This is a genomic window from Haliea atlantica, assembly GCF_054779855.1.
Genome location: NZ_BAAGXL010000014.1, coordinates 122358 through 141720, shown reverse-complemented (window position 1 = coordinate 141720; position 19363 = coordinate 122358). Strand labels below are relative to the sequence as shown.

General features: G+C 65.9%; 17 protein-coding genes. 9 read left to right on the top strand and 8 right to left on the bottom strand.

The annotated features are described in order from the left end of the window. The coding region (locus ACYVGS_RS10615) for a hypothetical protein (RefSeq protein ID WP_460588657.1) at positions 1-337 on the bottom strand (337 nt) is incomplete at its 3' end. Between the two features lie 119 nt (positions 338-456). Further along, complete coding sequence (locus tag ACYVGS_RS10610) at positions 457-741, bottom strand: hypothetical protein (protein WP_460588656.1); 285 nt, start codon at positions 739-741, stop codon at positions 457-459. A 336-nt stretch (positions 742-1077) separates the two neighbouring features. Here ACYVGS_RS10610 and ACYVGS_RS10605 point away from each other — a divergent pair, with 336 nt between their 5' ends. Continuing rightward, on the top strand, positions 1078-1230 hold the full coding sequence (locus tag ACYVGS_RS10605; protein WP_460588655.1) for a phage integrase N-terminal SAM-like domain-containing protein: 153 nt from the start codon (positions 1078-1080) through the stop codon (positions 1228-1230). A gap of 3 nt (positions 1231-1233) precedes the next feature. Then, the gene (locus ACYVGS_RS10600) at positions 1234-4326 is read left to right on the top strand and encodes an error-prone DNA polymerase family protein (protein WP_460588654.1); all 3093 of its coding nucleotides are present in this window, start codon (positions 1234-1236) and stop codon (positions 4324-4326) included. A gap of 16 nt (positions 4327-4342) precedes the next feature. Here the strand turns inward: ACYVGS_RS10600 and ACYVGS_RS10595 are convergent, their stop codons facing one another. Continuing rightward, positions 4343-4969: a hypothetical protein gene (locus ACYVGS_RS10595; protein ID WP_460588653.1), complete on the bottom strand. Its 627-nt coding sequence runs from the start codon at positions 4967-4969 to the stop codon at positions 4343-4345. A gap of 210 nt (positions 4970-5179) precedes the next feature. Here ACYVGS_RS10595 and ACYVGS_RS10590 point away from each other — a divergent pair, with 210 nt between their 5' ends. Continuing rightward, positions 5180-6544 carry a metal-dependent hydrolase family protein gene (locus tag ACYVGS_RS10590; RefSeq protein WP_460588652.1) on the top strand — a complete coding sequence of 455 codons (1365 nt, stop codon included), beginning with the start codon at positions 5180-5182 and terminating at the stop codon, positions 6542-6544. A gap of 15 nt (positions 6545-6559) precedes the next feature. Continuing rightward, positions 6560-7846, top strand: a complete 1287-nt coding sequence (locus tag ACYVGS_RS10585) for a cytochrome P450 (RefSeq protein WP_460588651.1) — start codon at positions 6560-6562, stop codon at positions 7844-7846. Here the strand turns inward: ACYVGS_RS10585 and ACYVGS_RS10580 are convergent. Together ACYVGS_RS10580 and ACYVGS_RS10575 are read right to left on the bottom strand one after the other, a co-directional pair. Continuing rightward, positions 7831-9648, bottom strand: coding sequence for an ATP-binding protein (locus ACYVGS_RS10580; RefSeq protein WP_460588650.1), 1818 nt, complete (start codon positions 9646-9648; stop codon positions 7831-7833). The two genes, ACYVGS_RS10585 and ACYVGS_RS10580, sit on opposite strands and share 16 nt — an antisense overlap. After that, positions 9645-10979 (bottom strand): sigma-54-dependent transcriptional regulator, encoded by a 1335-nt coding sequence (locus ACYVGS_RS10575; RefSeq protein ID WP_460588649.1) that lies wholly within the window; start codon positions 10977-10979, stop codon positions 9645-9647. The genes ACYVGS_RS10580 and ACYVGS_RS10575 overlap by 4 nt, the downstream gene beginning before the upstream one ends. A gap of 230 nt (positions 10980-11209) precedes the next feature. Between ACYVGS_RS10575 and ACYVGS_RS10570 the strand changes: the two genes are divergently transcribed. Together ACYVGS_RS10570 and ACYVGS_RS10565 are read left to right on the top strand one after the other, a co-directional pair. Continuing rightward, positions 11210-12043, top strand: a complete 834-nt coding sequence (locus ACYVGS_RS10570) for a BON domain-containing protein (RefSeq protein ID WP_460588648.1) — start codon at positions 11210-11212, stop codon at positions 12041-12043. Positions 12044-12113: 70 nt separating this feature from the next. Beyond that, positions 12114-12278, top strand: coding sequence for a DUF1328 domain-containing protein (locus tag ACYVGS_RS10565; RefSeq protein ID WP_460588647.1), 165 nt, complete (start codon positions 12114-12116; stop codon positions 12276-12278). A gap of 78 nt (positions 12279-12356) precedes the next feature. On the opposite strand, the gene ACYVGS_RS10560 is transcribed toward ACYVGS_RS10565, so the two are convergent. After that, positions 12357-13577: an argininosuccinate synthase gene (locus ACYVGS_RS10560; protein WP_460588646.1), complete on the bottom strand. Its 1221-nt coding sequence runs from the start codon at positions 13575-13577 to the stop codon at positions 12357-12359. A 136-nt stretch (positions 13578-13713) separates the two neighbouring features. On the opposite strand from ACYVGS_RS10560, the gene pyrC reads away from it, so the two are divergent. Together pyrC and rnt are read left to right on the top strand one after the other, a co-directional pair. Next, a complete protein-coding gene (gene pyrC, locus ACYVGS_RS10555) occupies positions 13714-14766 on the top strand; it encodes a dihydroorotase (RefSeq protein WP_460588645.1) in 1053 nt (350 codons plus the stop codon). After that, positions 14763-15398 carry a ribonuclease T gene (gene rnt, locus ACYVGS_RS10550; RefSeq protein WP_460588644.1) on the top strand — a complete coding sequence of 212 codons (636 nt, stop codon included), beginning with the start codon at positions 14763-14765 and terminating at the stop codon, positions 15396-15398. The genes pyrC and rnt overlap by 4 nt, the downstream gene beginning before the upstream one ends. A 72-nt stretch (positions 15399-15470) precedes the next feature. Here rnt and rnk read toward each other — a convergent pair whose 3' ends face one another. Next, on the bottom strand, positions 15471-15872 hold the full coding sequence (gene rnk, locus ACYVGS_RS10545; protein ID WP_460588643.1) for a nucleoside diphosphate kinase regulator: 402 nt from the start codon (positions 15870-15872) through the stop codon (positions 15471-15473). Between the two features lie 402 nt (positions 15873-16274). On the opposite strand from rnk, the gene ACYVGS_RS10540 reads away from it, so the two are divergent. Next, complete coding sequence (locus ACYVGS_RS10540; RefSeq protein WP_460588642.1) at positions 16275-17294, top strand: histone deacetylase family protein; 1020 nt, start codon at positions 16275-16277, stop codon at positions 17292-17294. Positions 17295-17306: 12 nt separating this feature from the next. Here ACYVGS_RS10540 and ACYVGS_RS10535 read toward each other — a convergent pair whose 3' ends face one another. After that, positions 17307-19274 carry a BCCT family transporter gene (locus tag ACYVGS_RS10535; RefSeq protein WP_460588641.1) on the bottom strand — a complete coding sequence of 656 codons (1968 nt, stop codon included), beginning with the start codon at positions 19272-19274 and terminating at the stop codon, positions 17307-17309. Positions 19275-19363 lie beyond the last annotated feature (89 nt).

Below are 19363 nucleotides of genomic sequence, written 5' to 3'. Positions count from 1 at the left end.
TCGGTGCGCGGTAGGATGCCCCAGCATGTGGTCTAATTCCACTCAGAGTGACGAGGAGCCCATTTTCTTTACCTTTGAAACCGACAGCTCTGCTCTCTTTCCTGATAGAGCCGTCTTCTTTCAGTTCATATTTCCTGGTTTTTACTTCTATCCGGCCGAACTCGGGGTGGAGAATGTCAAAGCCTTGATGAACTGCGCTTTTTCGCTCGCCGCCAAAAGCTTGGTGGATTAGCAGTTCGCCATAGTCACCAACCAGATCCTTTATTCCATTCCTCGCAAGGTAACGGATGATGGCAGCTTGCGCCGCTATTGCCTCCTGCAAAGTATCTATCTGCACCCAAATCTCCTTGGCATTTAACGCCTTGCTAAGGGGCAGCCGAAACGCAGTGTAGGCTGTCCCACGGAGCCAGCGCTTTTTGCTGGCGGAGTGAACTTGAGCAACTTGTTATAACGCATTTAGTTCAGCTCATAATTAACAAAGTTGTTCCATTCGTCGATTGCATCACTAGCTGCTTGTTGGTGCTGTTCTGCTGCCTCGTTCTGCTCATCAACGAAGTCAGTGATACACCGTTTGTAACGTTGCACCTCGTCATTAAAGTTATCCAGCTCCCATTGATCATTGAACTGATAAGGCTTGTAAGGTTTTGAACAAGAATGACTAGGAGTAAATATGTCCGCCATCACGGGGAAAGCTATTGCCAGTATTGCTGTAAAACAAGCTACGGCTACTTTAATTTTCATGCATAAATTTCCATTGCGTTATAACAGCTAATTAGCAAGACCAGACCGTATAACACCCTGCCTGCTAACTCCAGCACGCCGTGCGAAGTGGACAGTGATATTCCTCACAAAATCAAAGATTTAGAATATCTGACTCACCAGCGCCGCTTATTAGCCGGACCACTCGGAAGTTAGCAAGACATCAAATTCAACCACACAGACAGAGATTTACTCCATTAAATTCAAACGGTTACCGAGAAAACCCCGACTCTGATGGCTGCGTTCCGGTGAAAACCCTCTTGCAATCCCACCCCACCGAATTACTGTATGCAAATACAGTTATTGCTATACACAACCATGAACGACATCAGACCCGTCATCTCAGCCAACCCCACTAGGCTACTCAACCAGGTCCGGCGGCACATGCGCGACGCCGGCTATGCCTGGAAGACCGAGAAGACCTACATACACTGGGTCGGACGCTACATCCTGTTCCACGGCCAGCCGTAAGCCATGCCCTACGCCGAACTCCACACCCTCAGCTGCTACAGCTTCCTGCGCGGCGCCTCGCATCCCCACGAGCTGGTGGAGCGGGCGGCGGAACAGGGCTATGCGGCCATTGCCCTTACCGACGAGTGCTCCCTGGCCGGGGTGGTGAAGGCCCATGTCGCGGCGAAGGCCGCGGGTATCCCGCTGATCATCGGCAGCGAACTGAACCTGGTCGAGGGCATCCGACTGGTAGCGCTGGTGCCGAGCCGGGCGGCCTACGGCGAGCTGTCCGGGCTGATCAGCCTGGCGCGCCGGCGCAGCCCCAAGGGGGAGTATCGGGTGGCGCTGCGGGATGTGATCTTCCACCTCAAGCGCTGCCTGCTGATCTGGAAACCCGAGGGGGACGACGAGGCAGCGCGAGGCTACGGGCGGCAGCTGGCCCGTCTCTGCGCCGGCCGGGTGTGGCTGGGGGTGACCCACCGTCTGGCCGGGGGCGAGGTGGAACGCTACCTGGCCCTGCAGGGGCTGGCCCGCGCACTGGAACTGCCCATGGTGGCCTGCGGCGATGTGCAAATGCACGTGGCCAGCCGCAAGCCCTTGCACGATGTGTTTACCGCCCTGCGCTACAACACCAGTGTCGCCCGCCTGGGGCGGCGGCGCCTGGCCAACGGCCAGCAGCACCTGCGTACCCTGGCCCGCCTGCGGCAGCTGTACCCGCCGCAGCTGCTGCAGGCGAGCGTGGAGATCGCCGCCCGCTGCCAGTTCAGCCTGGACGAGCTGCGCTATGAATATCCCGAGGAGGTGGTGCCCGCGGGGGAAACCGCCAGCAGCCACCTGCGCGCCCTGGTGGAGGCCGGTTGTCGGCGGCGCTGGCCCGCGGGCGTGCCGGAGAATCAGCGCGCGCGCATCGAGAGCGAGCTGGCCCTGATCGAGGAGCTGCACTACGAGTACTACTTCCTCACCGTGCACGACGTGGTGCGCTTTGCTCGGGAGCGGGGAATTCTCTGCCAGGGCCGCGGCTCGGCGGCGAACTCGGTGGTCTGCTACTGCCTGGGCATCACCGAGGTGTCGCCGGAGCAGATTTCCCTGCTCTTCGAGCGCTTCATCTCCCGCGAGCGTGACGAGGCCCCGGACATCGACGTGGATTTCGAGCACGAGCGCCGGGAGGAGGTGATCCAGTACATCTACGACAAGTACAGTCGCCGCCGCGCCGCCCTGGCGGCCACGGTCATCACCTACCGCGCCCGCAGTGCAGTGCGCGATGTGGGCAAGGCCCTGGGCCTGGACGCGGTCTTCGTCGATGACTTGGCCCGCTCCCTCGCCTGGTGGGACCGCAGCTCCGAGCTGGCCCAGCGCTTCCAGGAGCAGGGGGTGTCGGAGCACGGGCGCCTGGCCGAGCTGTTCTTCCAGCTGGTGCAGGAGATCCTCGGCTTCCCCCGCCACCTGTCCCAGCACGTCGGTGGCTTCGTCATCAGCCGCGGGCCGCTGTCCCAGCTGGTGCCGGTGGAAAACGCCAGCATGCCGGAGCGCACGGTGATCCAGTGGGACAAGGAGGACATCGAGTCCCTGGGCCTGCTCAAGGTCGACGTGCTGGCCCTGGGCATGCTCTCGGCGATCCGCAAGAGTCTGGAGCTGGTGCACCGCGAGCACCCGCAGATTCGCGAGGTGGCGGACATTCCCCGGGACGACGCCGCCACCTGGCGCATGCTGCAGGCGGCGGATTCCATCGGCGTGTTCCAGGTGGAGTCCCGCGCCCAGATGACCATGCTGCCGCGCCTGCGCCCGGCCTGTTTCTACGACCTGGTGATCCAGATTGCCATCGTGCGCCCCGGGCCCATCCAGGGGGACATGGTGCACCCCTACCTGGAGCGACGCCGGGACCCGGGCAAGGTCCGCTACGCAAGCCCGGAGATCCGCGAGGTGCTGGAAAGCACCCTGGGAATCCCCATCTTCCAGGAGCAGGTGATCAAGCTGGCGATGGTGGCGGCGGGCTTTACCGGCGGCGAGGCGGACCAGCTGCGCCGGGCCATCAGCAACTGGGGCAAGAACAGCCGCCTGCTGGAATTCGAGCAGAAGCTGGTGCAGGGCATGGTCGCGCGCGGCTACGACGAGGCCTTCGCCCATCGCCTGTTCAACCAGATCAAGGGCTTTGGCGGCTACGGCTTCCCGGAGTCCCACTCCGCCAGCTTTGCCCTGCTGGCCTGGGTGTCGGCCTGGCTGAAGTGCCACCAACCGGCGGCCTTCTACACCGGCCTGCTGAACAGCCAGCCGATGGGCTTCTACTCCCCCTCGCAGCTGATCCAGGACGCCCGCCGCCACGGGGTGGCGGTACTGCCGGTCGACGTCAACGCCAGCAGCTGGGACCACCAGTTATTGCCGGCGCCCCCCGGCCGGCAGGCGCCGATCCGCCTGGGCCTGCGCCTGGTGCGCGGGCTGAGTCATGGCGGCGCCCGGCGCCTGGTCGAGGCCCGCGCCGCCGGGCCCTTCCTGCAGGTGGGCCAGCTGCGCCAGCGGGCGGAGCTGGACAAGCGCGACATGCAGGCCCTGGCCGACGCCGACGCCCTCGCCTCCCTCAGCGGCCACCGCCACCAGGCCCAGTGGCAGGTGCTGGCCCTGGAGCCGGCGCGCCCGCTGTTGCAGGGGGAGCTACAGCAGCCCGCCCGCGCCATGGACGACGACATCGCCCTGCCCGCCCCCGGCGTGGCCGAGGAGGTGCTGGCGGACTACCGCACCACCGGCCTGACCCTGCGCGCCCACCCCCTGAGCCTGCTGCGCCAGCAGTTTCCCTTCAACCGCTGCAAGCGCCACGTCGACCTGCCGGCAATCCCCAACCGCGGCTTCGTGCGCATCGCCGGTCTGGTCACCTGCCGGCAACGCCCCGGCACCGCCTCCGGGGTGCTCTTCCTGACCCTGGAGGACGAGACCGGCAACAGCAATATTGTGGTCTGGCCGCGCACCCAACAGCAGTTCCGCCAGGCCCTGATGAACGGCCGGCTACTGGTGGTGAAGGGAACGCTGGAGCAGCGCGAGGGGGTGATGCACATCATCGCCGGCGCACTGGAGGATTACACGGAGGCCCTAGCGGAACTGCAGCTGCAGTCCCGCGATTTTCACTGAGAGGGTCGGCGCGGGCTCAGGCAGCCCGGCGCAGACGGCGAGCGGCCACCAGGCTGAGCAGACCACCCAGGATGCCCAGGCCCAGCAGGGGCAGCGTCGGAATCGACTGCGGTGCCAACGTGCCCAACTGGTAGTACAGGGTCCCGTTCCAGATGCGCGGCTCAAACAGGCTAACAAAGGGGTACTCAACCCCCGCCCCCTCGAGAATTTGCAGGTCCGTATTCTGCGCGGCGACTGAGCCTACCGCCGTACCGTCGGTGTAGGACACGTCGGGGGGAGAACCGGTGCCCGTAATATAAAAGGCCTGGGTTGCGCCAGCGGATATCGCCACATTCAGGTTCAAACCCAAAGGAGTGGGGGTCCCACTGCTGTTACACGCCAGGTCGGTGGCCGTAGCCAGCAACGTCCAGTCACCCGGCGTGGTGCCGGAACCCACATAGCTACCTTGCTTGCTGTAGACCTCGAAGGTCTCCGGGCCAGCAGTATCGCAGTTGATATCAAAACCGGTGACAGTAATGTCATTCGCGGCCACCACATCGAACATGTTGCCATTCTGACCATTGCCACCCGCGTAGGTGGTAGTCAGGGACCCCATCTGCGCCTGGGCTGAAACGGAAAGCCCCGCTGCCAGCAAAGCGCCCATCAAAAACCCTGTTTTACGCATTGCACTCCCCACTTTGCCCCCTGAACTGTCTACTTTATAAGCAAGCCGCCACCATGGCACATGCCGCAGCTCTTGTCACGACAGCCCGTGCGACACACATCACAAACTTGGCCATATCCGACCCTCCCCAGCCGAATGACATTTGGCATACTGCCGGTGACTGCACTCGCCAACCACAAGGAGAACACCATGGCGCTGCTGAACCTTCGTCGGAGCGCGCGTGCCCGGCATCGCGCCACCGGCCTGTCCCACCGCTGGCTGACCGGCCTGCTCGCCGCCGCCCTGCTGGCCACCGGCCCCGCCACCCTGGCTGCCACCACGGTGATCCACGCCGGCACCCTGCTGGCCGTGCCCGGGGAGTCGCCCAAAAGCGAACAGACCCTGGTGATTACCGACGACCGGGTCAGCCAGGTGCTCGACGGCTATCGCGACCCGGGCAGCATCGCCGCGGACGCCACCCTGATCGACCTCAAGGACCGCTTCGTCATGCCCGGCCTGATGGACATGCACGTCCACCTGCAGAGCGAGCTGGGGCCGGACAACGACAGCGAGGACCTGAAGTTCTCCAGCCAGCTGGTGCAGATGCGTTCGCTCATGTTCGCCCGGCGCACCCTGGAGGCGGGTTTCACCACCCTGCGCGACGCCGGCTCCACCGAACAGGAGATGTACGCCCTGCGGGACGCCATCGAGCGCGGCTGGATCGACGGGCCGCGCATTGTCGCCGCGGGCCACGTCGGCATCACCGGTGGTCACGCCGATGTCAGCGGGGTCAAGCCGGAACTGATGGAGCTGTATACCGGGCGCAGTATCTGCGACGGCCCCTACGACTGCCGCCGCGCAACGCGGGATGCGATCAAGTACGGCAGCGACCTGATCAAGATCACCTCCACCGGCGGCGTGCTCACCGACCGCGCCACGGGCACCGGGCAGCAGATGGAGCAGGACGAGCTACAGGAAGTCGTGCGCGCCGCCGGCCGCATGGGGCAGAAGGTGATCGCCCACGCCCACCAGGAGGACGGCATCATCGCCGCCCTGGAAGCCGGCGTGGCCAGCATCGAGCACGGCACCTACACCGGGCCGAAAGCCATCAAGCTGTTCAAATCCACCGGCGCCTACCTGGTGCCCACCCTGCTCGCCGGCCACACGGTGAAGGTGATGGCGGAAGAATCCGACTTCATGAGCCCGGCGATCCGAGAGAAGGCGGTCAGCGTCGGCGCCGACATGCAGGAGAACTTCGGCAAGGCCTGGAAGGCCGGGGTCAAGGTGGCCTTCGGCACCGACAGCGGGGTCTCCCGTCACGGCGACAATGCCATGGAAGCGGTGCTGATGCACCGGGCCGGCATGCCGCCGATGGAGATCCTGGTCAGTGCCACGGTCAACGCCGCGGACCTGATCGACCGCTCGGAGGAACTGGGCACCCTGGAAGCCGGCAAGTATGCCGACCTGATTGCCCTGGACACCTCGCCCCTGGAGGAGATCGAAAGCCTGCTGGAGGTGGGCTTCGTGATGAAGGGCGGCAAGGTCTTCAAGCACACCGATAACCCCGCAGAATAAACACGGAGCGCGACAGTGACACCCAGCCAATCGACAGCCGCCACCGCCGGCAGCCCCCCCGAGGGCCGCGACTTCCAGCCCGCCGATGTGCTCAATGCCCGCATCATGGGCGACGAGCGCAGCATGTACGCCCTGTTCGACTACCTGCGCGAACACGATCCGGTGGCCTGGGTGGAGCATCCCGACTACCGCCCCTTCTGGTCCCTGTCCCGCTACGACGACATCAAGCGCATCGGCAGCGAGAACGACCGCTTTCTCAGCGCGCCGCGCACCATCCTGATCCCCACCGCCTTCGAGGAGGCCCTGCTGGAGCGCTTCGGCACCCGCAATGGCCTGGAAACCCTGATCCACATGGATCGTCCCAAGCACCTGAAGATGCGCAAGGTGACCCGGGAGTGGTTCCTGCCGCGCTCGATCGAATCCCTGCGCGCCGAGGTGCAGGCGCTGAGCCGCGAATTCGTCGACAAGATGCGCGACATGGGGCCTGAGTGCGATTTCGTGCGCGACATCGCCCTGCTGTTCCCCCTGCGCATCATCCTCTCCATCCTCGGCCTGCCCCGGGAGGCCGAGTCGACCATGCTCAAGCTGACCCAGGAGATGTTCGGCAGCCAGGACCCCAGCCTGCAGCGGGCGGACTCCCAGACCGCCGGCCTGGATGTGCTGAACGACTTCGGTGCCTACTTCAGCGAGGTAATCGAGGACCGCAAGAAGAACCCCCGGGACGACCTGGCCACGGTGCTGGCCAATGCCGAAATCGACGGCGAGCCGATGAACGTGCTCGACCAGGCCAGCTATTTCATCATCACCGCCAGCGCCGGGCACGACACCACCTCGGCGGCTATCGGCGGCGGCATGAAGGCCCTGCTGGAACACCCCGACCAGCTCGACCTGTGGCGGAAGCAGCCCGAGCTCGACATCCAGGCGGCCAAGGAAATCATCCGCTGGGTGTCACCGGTACGGCACATGGTGCGCACCGCCACCGAGGACCTGGAGCTGCGCGGGCGGCAGATTCGCGCCGGGGACAATATCGCCCTGTGGTACCCCGCCGCCAACCGCGACCCCGAGATCTTCGAACACCCCAACCGCCTGGACCTGCGGCGCGACCCGAAGACCCAGCTCGCCTTCGGCTACGGCTCGCACATGTGCCTGGGCCAGCACCTGGCGGCACTGGAGGTGTCCTGTTTCTTCCGCGAACTGCTGCCGCGGCTGAAGGAGATGCAGTTCACCGCCGAGCCCGAGTGGATTCACGCCATCTTCGTCGGCGGCCTCAAGTCGATGCCGGTGCGCTACACCCTCGACTGAACCCCGGCGGCCCCGGCCATCGGCCGGGTGACCGGCAGGCTGAAGACAAAACGCGCCCCCTGACCGGGGCGCGAGTCCAGGCCGATACGGCCCCCGTGCAGCTGCAGGATTTCCCGGCACAGGGCCAGCCCCAGGCCGGCACCGCCCTTGCGGTCGCCAACCTGCACAAAGGGCTCGAAAACCCGGCCCTGCTGGCTGTAGGGAATGCCCCGGCCCTGATCCACCACCGACACTTCCACCTGCTCCCCCGCCCGGCGCGCCGCCACCCGCACGGTAGTCCCCGCGGGGCTGTGGCGCAGGGCGTTGCCCACCAGGTTGTCCAGCACCCGCCCCAGCTGCAGGGGGTCCAGGTACAGGCGCGGCAGGTCCGTCGGCAGCTCGGCGCGCAGTTCGACGCCCGCCTCGGCAGCCGCCGCCTGAAAGCGCTGACACACCGACTCTACCAGGCTCTCCAGGTCACAGGGCTGCAGGTCGAGCTGCTGCTGGCCGCTCTGGTAGCGGGTAAAATCCAGCAGGTCGTTAACCAGCGCCAGCAGCCGCTGCATTTCCCCGTCCACGGTCTGCAGCAGGTCCGCCTCCCGGGAGTCCTCTGGAAAGCTCAAGCGCTCACGCAACAGTCCGAAGCCCATCTGCATGCCGGTTATCGGCGTGCGCAACTCGTGGGAGGCACGCAGCACAAATTCGTTGCGCATGCGCTCGAAGGCGCGTTGCTCGGTCACGTCCCGCAACACCATCACCGCACCGCGGATGGCCTCCCCGTCGCGGCTGACCGGCGTGACACTGTAGGCCAGCACCCGCGGCTCCCCCGCGACGGTGACCGCGAGGTCCTGGGAGGCACTGTCCAGGCTGTCGCCGCGCAGTACCGTGGCCACCTGCTGGTCGAGATCGGGGTCGGCGAGCAACGCGCCGGGGCGCTGCCCGAGTGCCGCGCCATCCCAGCCCAGCTGCCGCCGGGCCACCGGGTTGAAGTGCTCCAGCCGGCCGCCCGGGTCGAGGATCAGCAGCCCGTCGTCGATGCTGTCGAGTACCGCCTGCAGGCGCCGCTGTTCCGCCTGCAAGGCCTCGACATCGCTGTGCTTGAACTCGCGCACCGACTCCGCCATCAGCCCGAAACGCTGGATCAGCGCGCGCAGCTCGTTCTCCCGGGACACCGGCAGGGTGATATCGAAGTCGCCGCGGCCGATGCGATCGGCGGCCCCGGCGAGGGACTCGATCGGCTCGGCAAACTGCCGCGCCACGCTGTGGGCGGTGACCATGCCGATCAGGATGATGGCGATGCCGCTCAGGCCCAGCAGGCCGGCGACGATGCGGGCAGTCTCCCGGGTGGACTGCTGACTCTGCTCCACCGCGCGCACGTAGCGGATCTGCAGGTCGTTGAGGCGCTCGCGCACGGCGGCCAGGGTGCTGGCGAACTCGTCGTGGCGAAGCAGTTCGCTGCGCACCGAATAGGGCCGCCGCAACAATTCCGCCCAGGTGCCAAAGGCACCGGCGACGGCGCGCAATGCCAGGCGGTCATCGTCCAGCGCTATTTGCACCGAAGCCTTATCCAGTTGCTGGCGAAAACGCTGCAGGGAGGCCAGCAGCGCGGCGCGATCCAGGTTCTCGGCCAGAAGCAGCGTCGTCTGCCGGCCCAGTTCCCGCTCCATCGCCTGGCTGGCCTGCAGGATATCCAGATCGCGGGTCACCGCCAGGCCCTGGGCGCGGGTCAACTGCAGCACACTGAAGGTGGCCAACAGCAGCCCGGCCAGCGCCATGGTCAGCAGGGCGCTGCTGCGCAGGAACAGCCGGGTGCGCAGCTTCACAGGCCGAGGAGCTTGCGCTTGCGGTAGAGGGTGGAGACATCGATACCCAGGGTGGCAGCCGCCTGCTCCAGGGTATCGCTGGCGGCCAGCACCGCGGCGATATGGGCTTTTTCCAGGGCCTCCAGGCTCAGTTCGGCCCCCACCCGCGGCGCGGCCTCGCGCCCGGCTTCGGCGAGGCCCAAGTGCGTTTCCGTCAACTCCTCGTCGGGGCAGACAATGCAGGCCCGCTCGATGACATTGCGCAGCTCGCGCACGTTGCCCGGCCAGGCATGCGCCTGCAGGGCCTCCCGTGCCGCCTGGCTAAACACCCGGGCCGGGCGCTCGTATTCCTCGGCAAAGCGCGCCAGGAAGCGCTCCGCCATGCCCGGGATATCCTCGCGGCGCTCGCGCAGGGGCGGCAGGGTCAGGGTGATCACGTTGAGCCGATAGAGCAGATCCTCACGGAAACTGCCGTCCTCGACCATCGCCGGCAGGTCGCGGTTGGTGGCGGCGACAATGCGCACATCCGCCTGCCGTGTGACCGGGTCGCCGACCCGCTCGTACTCGCGATCCTGGATAAAGCGCAGCAGCTTGGGCTGCAGCGGCAGGGGGAAATCCCCGATCTCGTCCAGAAACAGGGTGCCGCCGTCGGCCTGGCTCACGCGGCCCGCGGTGCTGTCGGTGGCACCGGTGAAGGCACCCCGGGCATGGCCGAAGAGCTCGCTCTCCATCAGGTCCGCACTCAGGGAGGGGCAGTTGATGGTCACCAGCGCGCCCTTCGCGCGCCGGCTCCAGTCGTGAATCGCCCGCGCCAGCTCGCCCTTGCCGGTACCGGACTCCCCCAGCACCAGCACGCTGGCATCGGTGCCGGCCACCTGCCGCGCCGTCTCCAGCACTGCCATCATGGCCGGGCTGCCCGACTGCAGGTCCGCCCGCTCACCGCCACCGTCCTCCAGGGCTGCCGTGTCGCCGCGCAGCTGCAGCTGGCGCGCGGCGGACTCGCGCAGCTGCTCGGGGCCACAGGGCTTCACCAGGTAATCCGCGGCACCGCCCTGGATGGCGTCCACCGCGGTGTCCACCGCGGAGTGCGCGGTGACGATGACCACGCGCATCCAGGGCGCCTCCCGGCGCATGTGCGCGAGCACATCGAGGCCACTGTCGTCGCCCAGCCGCAGGTCGAGAAAACAGAGATCAAAGACCTGCTGTTGCAGCGCGGCCAGCGCCTGGGCGGCACTGGACACAGCGACGACCCGGTAGCCCTCGTCCTCCAGGCAGTAGCGGAAGGTGCGCAGAATCGCCGCCTCGTCGTCGACCAGCAGAATACGTCCCTTGTCAGCCACCACGGCGTCCATCGCGCCTCCTGTTCGCTTGCATGCATGAATGACCGTGCATCTTGCACGGTGCCACAGGGCCCCATCCTGCAACCTGCATGCCCAACGCGCCAGCACAAAGTGCTCAGATTGTTGATTTGTCGACACTTTCCGTAAAGGAAAAAACTGGCACGGGCCTTGCGACAGTCTTGTCGGGGCCGCGCAGTGGACGTGCGGACCCCGTTAAAAAGCAGATTCAGGAGGAAGTCACCATGCATACGATGAAGAAACTGGTCCTGGCCACTGCCACCGCAAGCCTTGTCTCACTGGCCCCGCTGTCCGCACAGGCGGACGACACCGACATCAGCCGGCAGCTGAGCGAAGCGCGGCAGGAGGGCTCCATCTGGACTGCCATCGCTCTCAACCGCCACCTCAGCCCTTTCAGCATTGATGTCGATGTGGAGACCGGCACCGCCACCCTCACCGGGACAGTGGAAACCGAAGTCGACCGCGATCTGGCGGAGCAGGTGGCCCTGGGCATTGACGGTGTCGACAGCGTGGACAATCAGCTGGAGATCGACCCCGATGTCGAGAGCAACGACAAGACCTCCGATTTCGCCAGCCAGGTCCGCGATGCCACCATCACCGCCACAGTGAAATCCAAGCTGCTGTGGAACCGCCACACCCAGGGGCTGGACATCAATGTGGACACCAAGGACGGCGTGGTGACCCTGCAGGGGACCAGCCAGAGCAGCGAGGCCCGGGACCTGGCCGGCAAGCTGGCCGCCAATACCGACTCGGTGCGGGATGTCGAGAATGGCATTGACGTGGTCGATGCACCCGGGACCGCCGACAAGGCAAAGGCCGCAATGAACGAGGCCGGGGAGACAGTCAGTGACGCCTGGGTCACCAGCAAGGTGAAATCCAGCCTGTTGTTCAACCGCAACCTGGACGGGCTGGAAATCGAGGTGGATACGGTTGACGGCAAGGTCGCCCTGGCGGGGGTCGTGAACTCTCCCGAGGAGAAAGCCCTGGCCGAGGAAACCGCCGGCAACATTCGCGGTGTGCAGGGCGTGGATGCCAGCGAGCTGCGCGTCGTGAAATAAACACCCCGGTCACCGGCCTCGCCGCCGGTGACCCGCTCTCACTACCCATTGCAGGAAAAGGAGGCATACCATGCTGAGCTGGGCACTGACATTTCTGATCATCGCGATCATCGCCGGGGTACTGGGCTTTGGCGGCATCGCCGGGGCCGCCACCGGCATCGCCAAGATCCTGTTCCTGGTCTTCCTGGTGCTGTTTGTAGCGTCCCTGATCTTCGGACGCCGGCCGCGACCGTGAATCACCGCAAAACCGTGGGACGAAAACAACGCGGGGGCCAACAGGCCCCCGCGTTTTTCTGCATCAGTGCGCCGAACGTCAGAGCATGGAACGGCCCTTGCCCGCGGCAATGCGCATGCGCAGGGCGTTGAGCTTGATGAAGCCCTCGGCATCCTTCTGGTCGTAGGCGCCGGCGTCGTCCTCGAAGGTGGCGATGCTCTCGTCGAACAGGCTGTCCGCGGACTGGCGACCGGCCAGGATGACGTTGCCCTTGTACAGCTTGAGGCGCACCTTGCCGTTGACCACCGCCTGGCTCTGGTCGATGGCGGTCTGCAGCATCTGCCGCTCGGGGGACCACCAGTAGCCGTTGTAGATCAGCTTGGCGTAGCGCGGCATCAGCTCGTCCTTCAAGTGGGCGACTTCGCGGTCCAGGGTGATCGACTCGATGGCGCGGTGGGCCCGCAGCATGATGGTGCCACCGGGGGTTTCGTAGCAGCCGCGGGATTTCATGCCCACGTAGCGGTTCTCGACGATGTCCAGACGGCCGATACCGTTGGCGCCGCCCAGCTGGTTCAGGCGCTCCAGCACCGTCGCGGGGCTCAGGCGCTCGCCATCGATGGCAACGATGTCACCGCGCTCGAAATCCAGCTCAATGTAGGTGGGGGTGTCGGGGGCCGCTTCCGGGCTGACACTCCAGCGCCACATGTCTTCCTCGGCCTCGGCCCAGGGGTCCTCGAGGATGCCGCCCTCGTAGGAGATGTGCAGCAGGTTGGCATCCATGGAATAGGGAGACTTCTTCTTGTTCTTGCTGAAGTCCACCGGGATATCGCGCTCTTCGCAGTAGGCCATCAGGGTTTCCCGGGAAGTCAGGTCCCACTCCCGCCAGGGGGCAATCACCTTGATGCCCGGCTTCAGGGCGTAGGCACCCAGCTCGAAACGCACCTGGTCGTTGCCCTTGCCGGTGGCGCCGTGGGAGATGGCGTCGGCGCCGGTCTCGTTGGCGATCTCGATCAGGCGCTTGGCAATCAGCGGCCGGGCAATCGAGGTGCCCAGCAGGTACTCGCCCTCGTAGATGGTATTGGCGCGGAACATCGGGAACACGAAATCGCGCACGAATTCCTCGCGCAGGTCATCGATGTAGATCTGCTTGACGCCCAGGGCCTCGGCCTTGGCGCGGGCCGGCTCCACTTCCTCCCCCTGGCCGATGTCGGCGGTGAAAGTCACCACCTCACAGTTGTAGGTATCCTGCAGCCAGCGCACGATCACCGAGGTGTCGAGACCGCCGGAATAGGCCAGTACCACTTTCTTGATGTCAGACATGGGTCGCTCCGTTACCAGGGCTGTGCGAAAGGGGCCGTATTCTACCCCCCGCGGCGGCGTCCCGAAAGGCGCCCGTATTCAACGCGCTGGGGGATTGCGTTACCATGGGCCTCCACCCGCAAGACCCCAGGCCCCCGTGACCGAACTGACCCTGACCCGCCCCGACGACTGGCACGTGCACCTGCGCGATGGCGATGCCCTGCCCCAGACCTGTGCCGACATGGCCCGCTACATGGGCCGCGCGATTGTCATGCCCAACCTGACACCACCGGTGACCACGGTGGCCGAAGCCGAGGCCTATCGCGACCGTATCCTCGCCGCCATGCGCGACCTGCCGCGGGCCTTCGAGCCGCTGATGGTGCTCTACCTCACCGATCGCACCCCTGCGGAGGAAATCCGCCGCGCGGCGGAGAGCCCCTGCGTCCACGCGGTCAAGCTCTACCCGGCGGGCGCCACCACCAACTCCGATGCCGGTGTGGCCAAGCTGGAGGCCCTCTACCCCACCCTGGAGGCGATGCAGGCGGCGGGCCTGCCGCTGCTGGTGCACGGCGAGGTGACCGAGTCCGAGGTGGACATCTTCGACCGGGAAAAGGTGTTCATCGACCAGCACCTGGCGCCCATCGTGCGCAACTTCCCGGGCCTGCGCGTGGTACTGGAGCACATCACCACCGCCGACGCGGTGGATTTCGTCAGCGCGTCCCCGGACAACGTGGCGGCAACCATCACCGCCCATCACCTGCTGCTCAACCGCAACGACCTGCTGGTCGGCGGCATCCGCCCGCACCACTACTGTCTGCCGGTGCTCAAGCGCAACACCCACCAGCAGGCACTGATCCAGGCGGCGATCTCGGGCAGCCCGAAGTTTTTCCTCGGTACTGACTCCGCGCCCCACGCCACCGGCCGCAAGGAAACCGCCTGCGGCTGCGCCGGCTGCTACACCGCGCACGCCGCCATTGAGCTCTACGCCGAGGCCTTCGAGGCCGCCGGAGCCCTGGACCGCCTGGAGGCCTTCGCCGCCTGGTTCGGGCCGGACTTCTACCGCCTGCCGCGCAACACCGACAGCATCACCCTGCAGCGTCGCCCCTGGCAGGTGCCGCAGCGCCTGCCCCTGGGCAGCGAGGATCTCACCCCCCTGCGCGCCGGCGACACCCTACAGTGGCAGGTGGCGACAGCAGGTGACACGGTTTGAGTGACGTCAGCGGGCAACGTATCAAGGACCGTTTCCGCGGTTTCCTGCCGGTGGTGGTCGACCTGGAGACCGGCGGTTTCGTCGCCTCCACCGATGCCATCCTGGAAATCGCCGCCAGCGTGATCCGCATGGATGACGCCGGCAATCTCAGCGTGCACCGCACCTGGGACTTCCAGGTCAAACCCTTCGAAGGTGCCAATATCGAGCAGTCGGCCCTCGACTTCACCGGCATCGACCCCTGGCACCCCTTCCGCGAGGCGGTCACCGAGGAGGAAGCCTTCGACGAACTGTTCCGCATCGTGCGCAAGGAAATCCGCGACCAGGGCTGCAACCGCGCCGTGATCGTCGCCCACAACGCGCATTTCGACGCCGGCTTCATCAATGCCGCGGTGGAGCGCTGCGGCATCAAGCGCAACCCCTTCCACCCATTCTCCTATTTCGATACCGCCACCCTGGCCGGCCTGGCCTACGGTCAAACCGTGCTGGCCAAGGCCTGCAAGGCCGCGGGTATCGAGTTCAGCAACGCCGAGGCCCACTCCGCCGCCTACGATGCGGAACGCACCGCGGAGCTGTTCTGCGAGATCGTCAACCGCTGGAAGGACTGCGGCGGCTGGCTGCCGGACTACGCGTAGACCCACTCCCGCGGGCGGCCAGCTGCCGGCAAAAGCACTAGCCGCGACAAGGCCCCGGGCCGGAACGGTGGGCTAGGCGGCGAAAGCGGTGTCCCGCTGGACCGAGGTGACCCGCAGGCGGCGTGCCTGGCCAGAGGGCAGTGGCCACTCGATCTCACCCCCCACCGAGAGGCCGATCAAGGCGCTGCCCACGGGGGTCAGCACCGACACCCGCATTTGCGCTACGTCCGCCTCCTGAGGATACACCAGGGTCACCGTGGTTTCCCTGCCGGTGTCGATGTCCTCGAATGTCACCCGCGAGTGCATGCTGACAATGCCCTCGGGGAAGTCCGCGTCGGGCACGGTTTCGGCGCGCGCCAGCTCCTCGTCGAGGGCATCCGCCTGCGGGCTCTCGTGGTGTTCGATGGTGGCCTGCAGACGCTCGTAGTCGCTCTCTTTCAGGGTAATGGCTGAGCCGGTGACAATCGGGTTCATGGGTACGCTCCAACAAAAGCCGGGCCCGCGGTCAGCACGCCCGGGCGGGGTGCTCGCTGACAATCCGGCGGGCAGCACGACATGCGCGCAGCTGCAACCAACCGGAAATCGGGCCTGGGAAATAAAAGGTTTGGGTAACTGCCTGGGGGAGAGGTGCTGGCGATCAGGCCGGCAGGGTGCTCTGATCGCCGCGCACAGGGAAGACGTCGACTGACGTATTGGCCAGACGAGTACCCGGGGAAATGACAGTTGGCGCGGTGAACAACATGCTCACACCATAGCACGGCCCCCCGCCGGGGAGAAGCCCGCACCGGTGGCGCCAGGGCGCACGCGCTGCCCCCTTGTCCTGCACCCCCTGCACGGGCCTATACTGCAAGCCCAGTCATCTGACCGGAGGCATTCATGCAGGTCTATTTCCACCCCGCCCAGGATCGCCACAGCCCGAAGACCTACTTCACCCGCGGACAGATGCGCACACCCCAGGAGGTACCCGAACGCACCGAGCGCATGCTGGCCGGCTTCGAGGCCCTGGACCTGCCGGTGCAGACGCCACAGGATGCCGGCGCCGGGCCGATTTCCGCGGTGCACGACCTCGGCTACCTGCGCTTCCTGCAACACGCCCATCGCCGCTGGACGGCAATGGGTGAGGACTGGGGTGACGAGGTGATGTCGAATATCTTCGTGCGCGAGCCCAATGCCCTGCGCGGCATTCTCGCAGAAGCCGCGCGCTACCTGGCCGACGGCAGCTGCCCGGTGGGCGAGCACACCTGGGAGGCGGCCTACTGGTCGGCCCAGACCGCCGTGGCCGCGGCGGATGCCCTGCTCACCGGGAATCGCGAGGCCTTTGCCCTGTGCCGGCCCCCGGGTCACCACGCCCGCCGCGACGCCGCCGGCGGCTTCTGCTATTTGAACAACGCCGCCATCGCCGCCCAGCGCCTGACCTCGCGCTACCCGCGCATCGCCATCCTCGACACCGACATGCACCACGGCCAGGGCATTCAGGAGATTTTCTGGGAGCGCAACGACGTGCTCTATGTCTCCGTCCACGGCGACCCGACCAACTTCTACCCGGTGGTGAGCGGCTTCGAGAACGAGCGCGGCGCGGGGCCGGGCCTGGGCTACAACATCAACCTGCCGATGCCCCACGGCAGCAGCGAGGCGGATTTTTTCGCCTACCTGGGCCAGGCCTGCGATGCCATTAATCTGTTCCAGCCGGACGCCCTGGTCCTAGCCCTGGGCTTCGACATCTACCGGGCCGACCCCCAGGCCAAGGTGGCGGTGACCACCGAAGGCTTCGCCAGGCTGGGGCGGGACATTGCCGGACTGGACCTGCCCACCCTGGTAGTGCAAGAAGGGGGTTACGACCTCGACTCCCTGTCCGACAATCTGCAGGCCTTTCTCACTCCCCTGCTGCAGCGCTGAGCCGCGGGCTGCCTACTGCAGCCCGCGATGAAACTGCAGGTGGCGCTCGTAGTGGCCGAGGGCGTCGTGGATGATCTGCTCCCGGGTCCAGCCCATGATGTCGTAGTCCTGGCCACCCTGGAACAGGTGCACCTCCGCGCGGTGGTACTCGCCGTTGTCACTGCTTTCGACGGACTCGCCTCCCGGCGTCCCGACATGCCGACGGGAAATCACCTCGTAGACGAATTCCCCTTCACCATCGGTGGACACTTCCAGGCGCACGCTGTCCGCGCGCCTGAGGGCATCCTTCACCTGGACACCGACGCCGTGGTCGCGCAGCGCCTTGGCAAATTCGCGCAGCGCGGGCAGCACCACCTCGCGTTGAAAGCGCTTTACCTCGTCGTCATCCGGGTGCTTGAGCAGCAGGTCCAGGCGTCCGCGCCAGCCACCGGGGCCGGGCACCAGGGGCGTCACGCTCTGCATGTCGCGCTGGGCGACATCCAGGCGCAGGGCCCGGGTCAGGCCCCAGACTGCCCCCATCAGGGCGACCGAGAAAGGCAGTGCGCTGGCGATCGCGGCCGTCTGCAGGGCCGCCAGTCCCCCGGCGATCAGCAGCACGATGGCAATGATGCCGATGACCGCCGCCCACAGCAGGCGCTGGAAGGTCGGCGTATCGTCGCGGCCGTGGGCACTGAGCATGTTGAGCACCAGTGCACCGCTGTCCGCCGAGGTCACGAAAAACACGATCACCATGACCAGTGACACCACCGAGAGCAGGGTCGACCAGGGCATGTACTCGAGGAAGTGAAACAACGCCAGGGCCTGGCTATCCAGCACGCTGTCGGCCAGGGCGGACTGGCCCTCGTGCAGTATCAGCTCGATGGCACTGTTGCCGAACACGCCCATCCACAGCAGGGTGAAGCCGCAGGGCACCAGCATGGCCCCGAGGACGAATTCGCGAATGGTGCGGCCGCGGGAAATGCGCGCAATGAACAGGCCGACAAAGGGCGACCAGCTCAGCCACCAGCCCCAGTAGAAAATGGTCCAGCCCCCGAGCCAGTCCGTGGGCTCGTAGGCATAGAGGTTGAAGGTCTTGGAGACCAGGTCGCCGACATAGACCCCCAGGCTCTGGATGGTGGACTGCAGAATCACCACGGTGGGGCCGGCGAGGAGCACACCGGTCAGCAACAGCAGCGCCAGGAACAGGTTGAACTCCGACAGCCGCTTGATGCCCGCGTCCAGCCCCAGGGCCACGGAAATCCCGGCCAGCGCCATGGTGCCGATGATCAGCAGCACCTGCATGGTGGTGCTGACCTCCCAGCCCAGCAGGTAGCCGAGGCCGGCGTTGATCTGCAGCACCCCGTAGCCGAGGCTGGTGGCGATACCGCAGCTGGTGCAGACAATGGCGAAGACGTCCACCGCGGCACCGAAGGGGCCGTGAATGCGCTCGCCCACCAGGGGGTAGAAGGCCGAGCGCAGGGTCAGGGGCAGGTTGTGCCGGAAGGCAAAATAGCCCAGCACCAGGGCGACAATGGCGTAGATGCCCCAGGCGTGCAGGCCCCAGTGGAAAAAGGTCAGCTGCATCGCCTGGCGTGCCGCCTCGGCGCTGCCGCCCTCGCCGTGGGGGGGCTGCAGGAAGTGCATCACCGGCTCCGCCACCCCGAAGAACATCAAGCCGATACCCATGCCGGCGGCAAACAGCATGGCGAACCAGGACGGCAGCGAGTAGTCCGGCACCGAGTGGTCCGGGCCCAGCTTGATATCGCCCAGCCGGGTAATGCTGAGTACCCCGATGGCAATCAGGATCAGCGCAACCACCAGGACGTAGTACCAGCTGGCGTAGACAATGATGGCGTCCTGCAGCTGCTGGAACCAGGCGCTGCTCGCCTCGGGCGCCAGGGCGGCGATGGCCACCAGTGCCAGCAAGAGGGCAAGCGAGGGCCAGAACACCGCCCCGTCAACCTGCAGGAAACCGGACCATCGACTGGAATCATTCTTCATCTAATCATTTCCTCAGGTTCCTGGGGGACCGGCACAGACTGACACAGCAGGCACACGTGCGGCAAACCATCCTTATACCATAGCGGAAA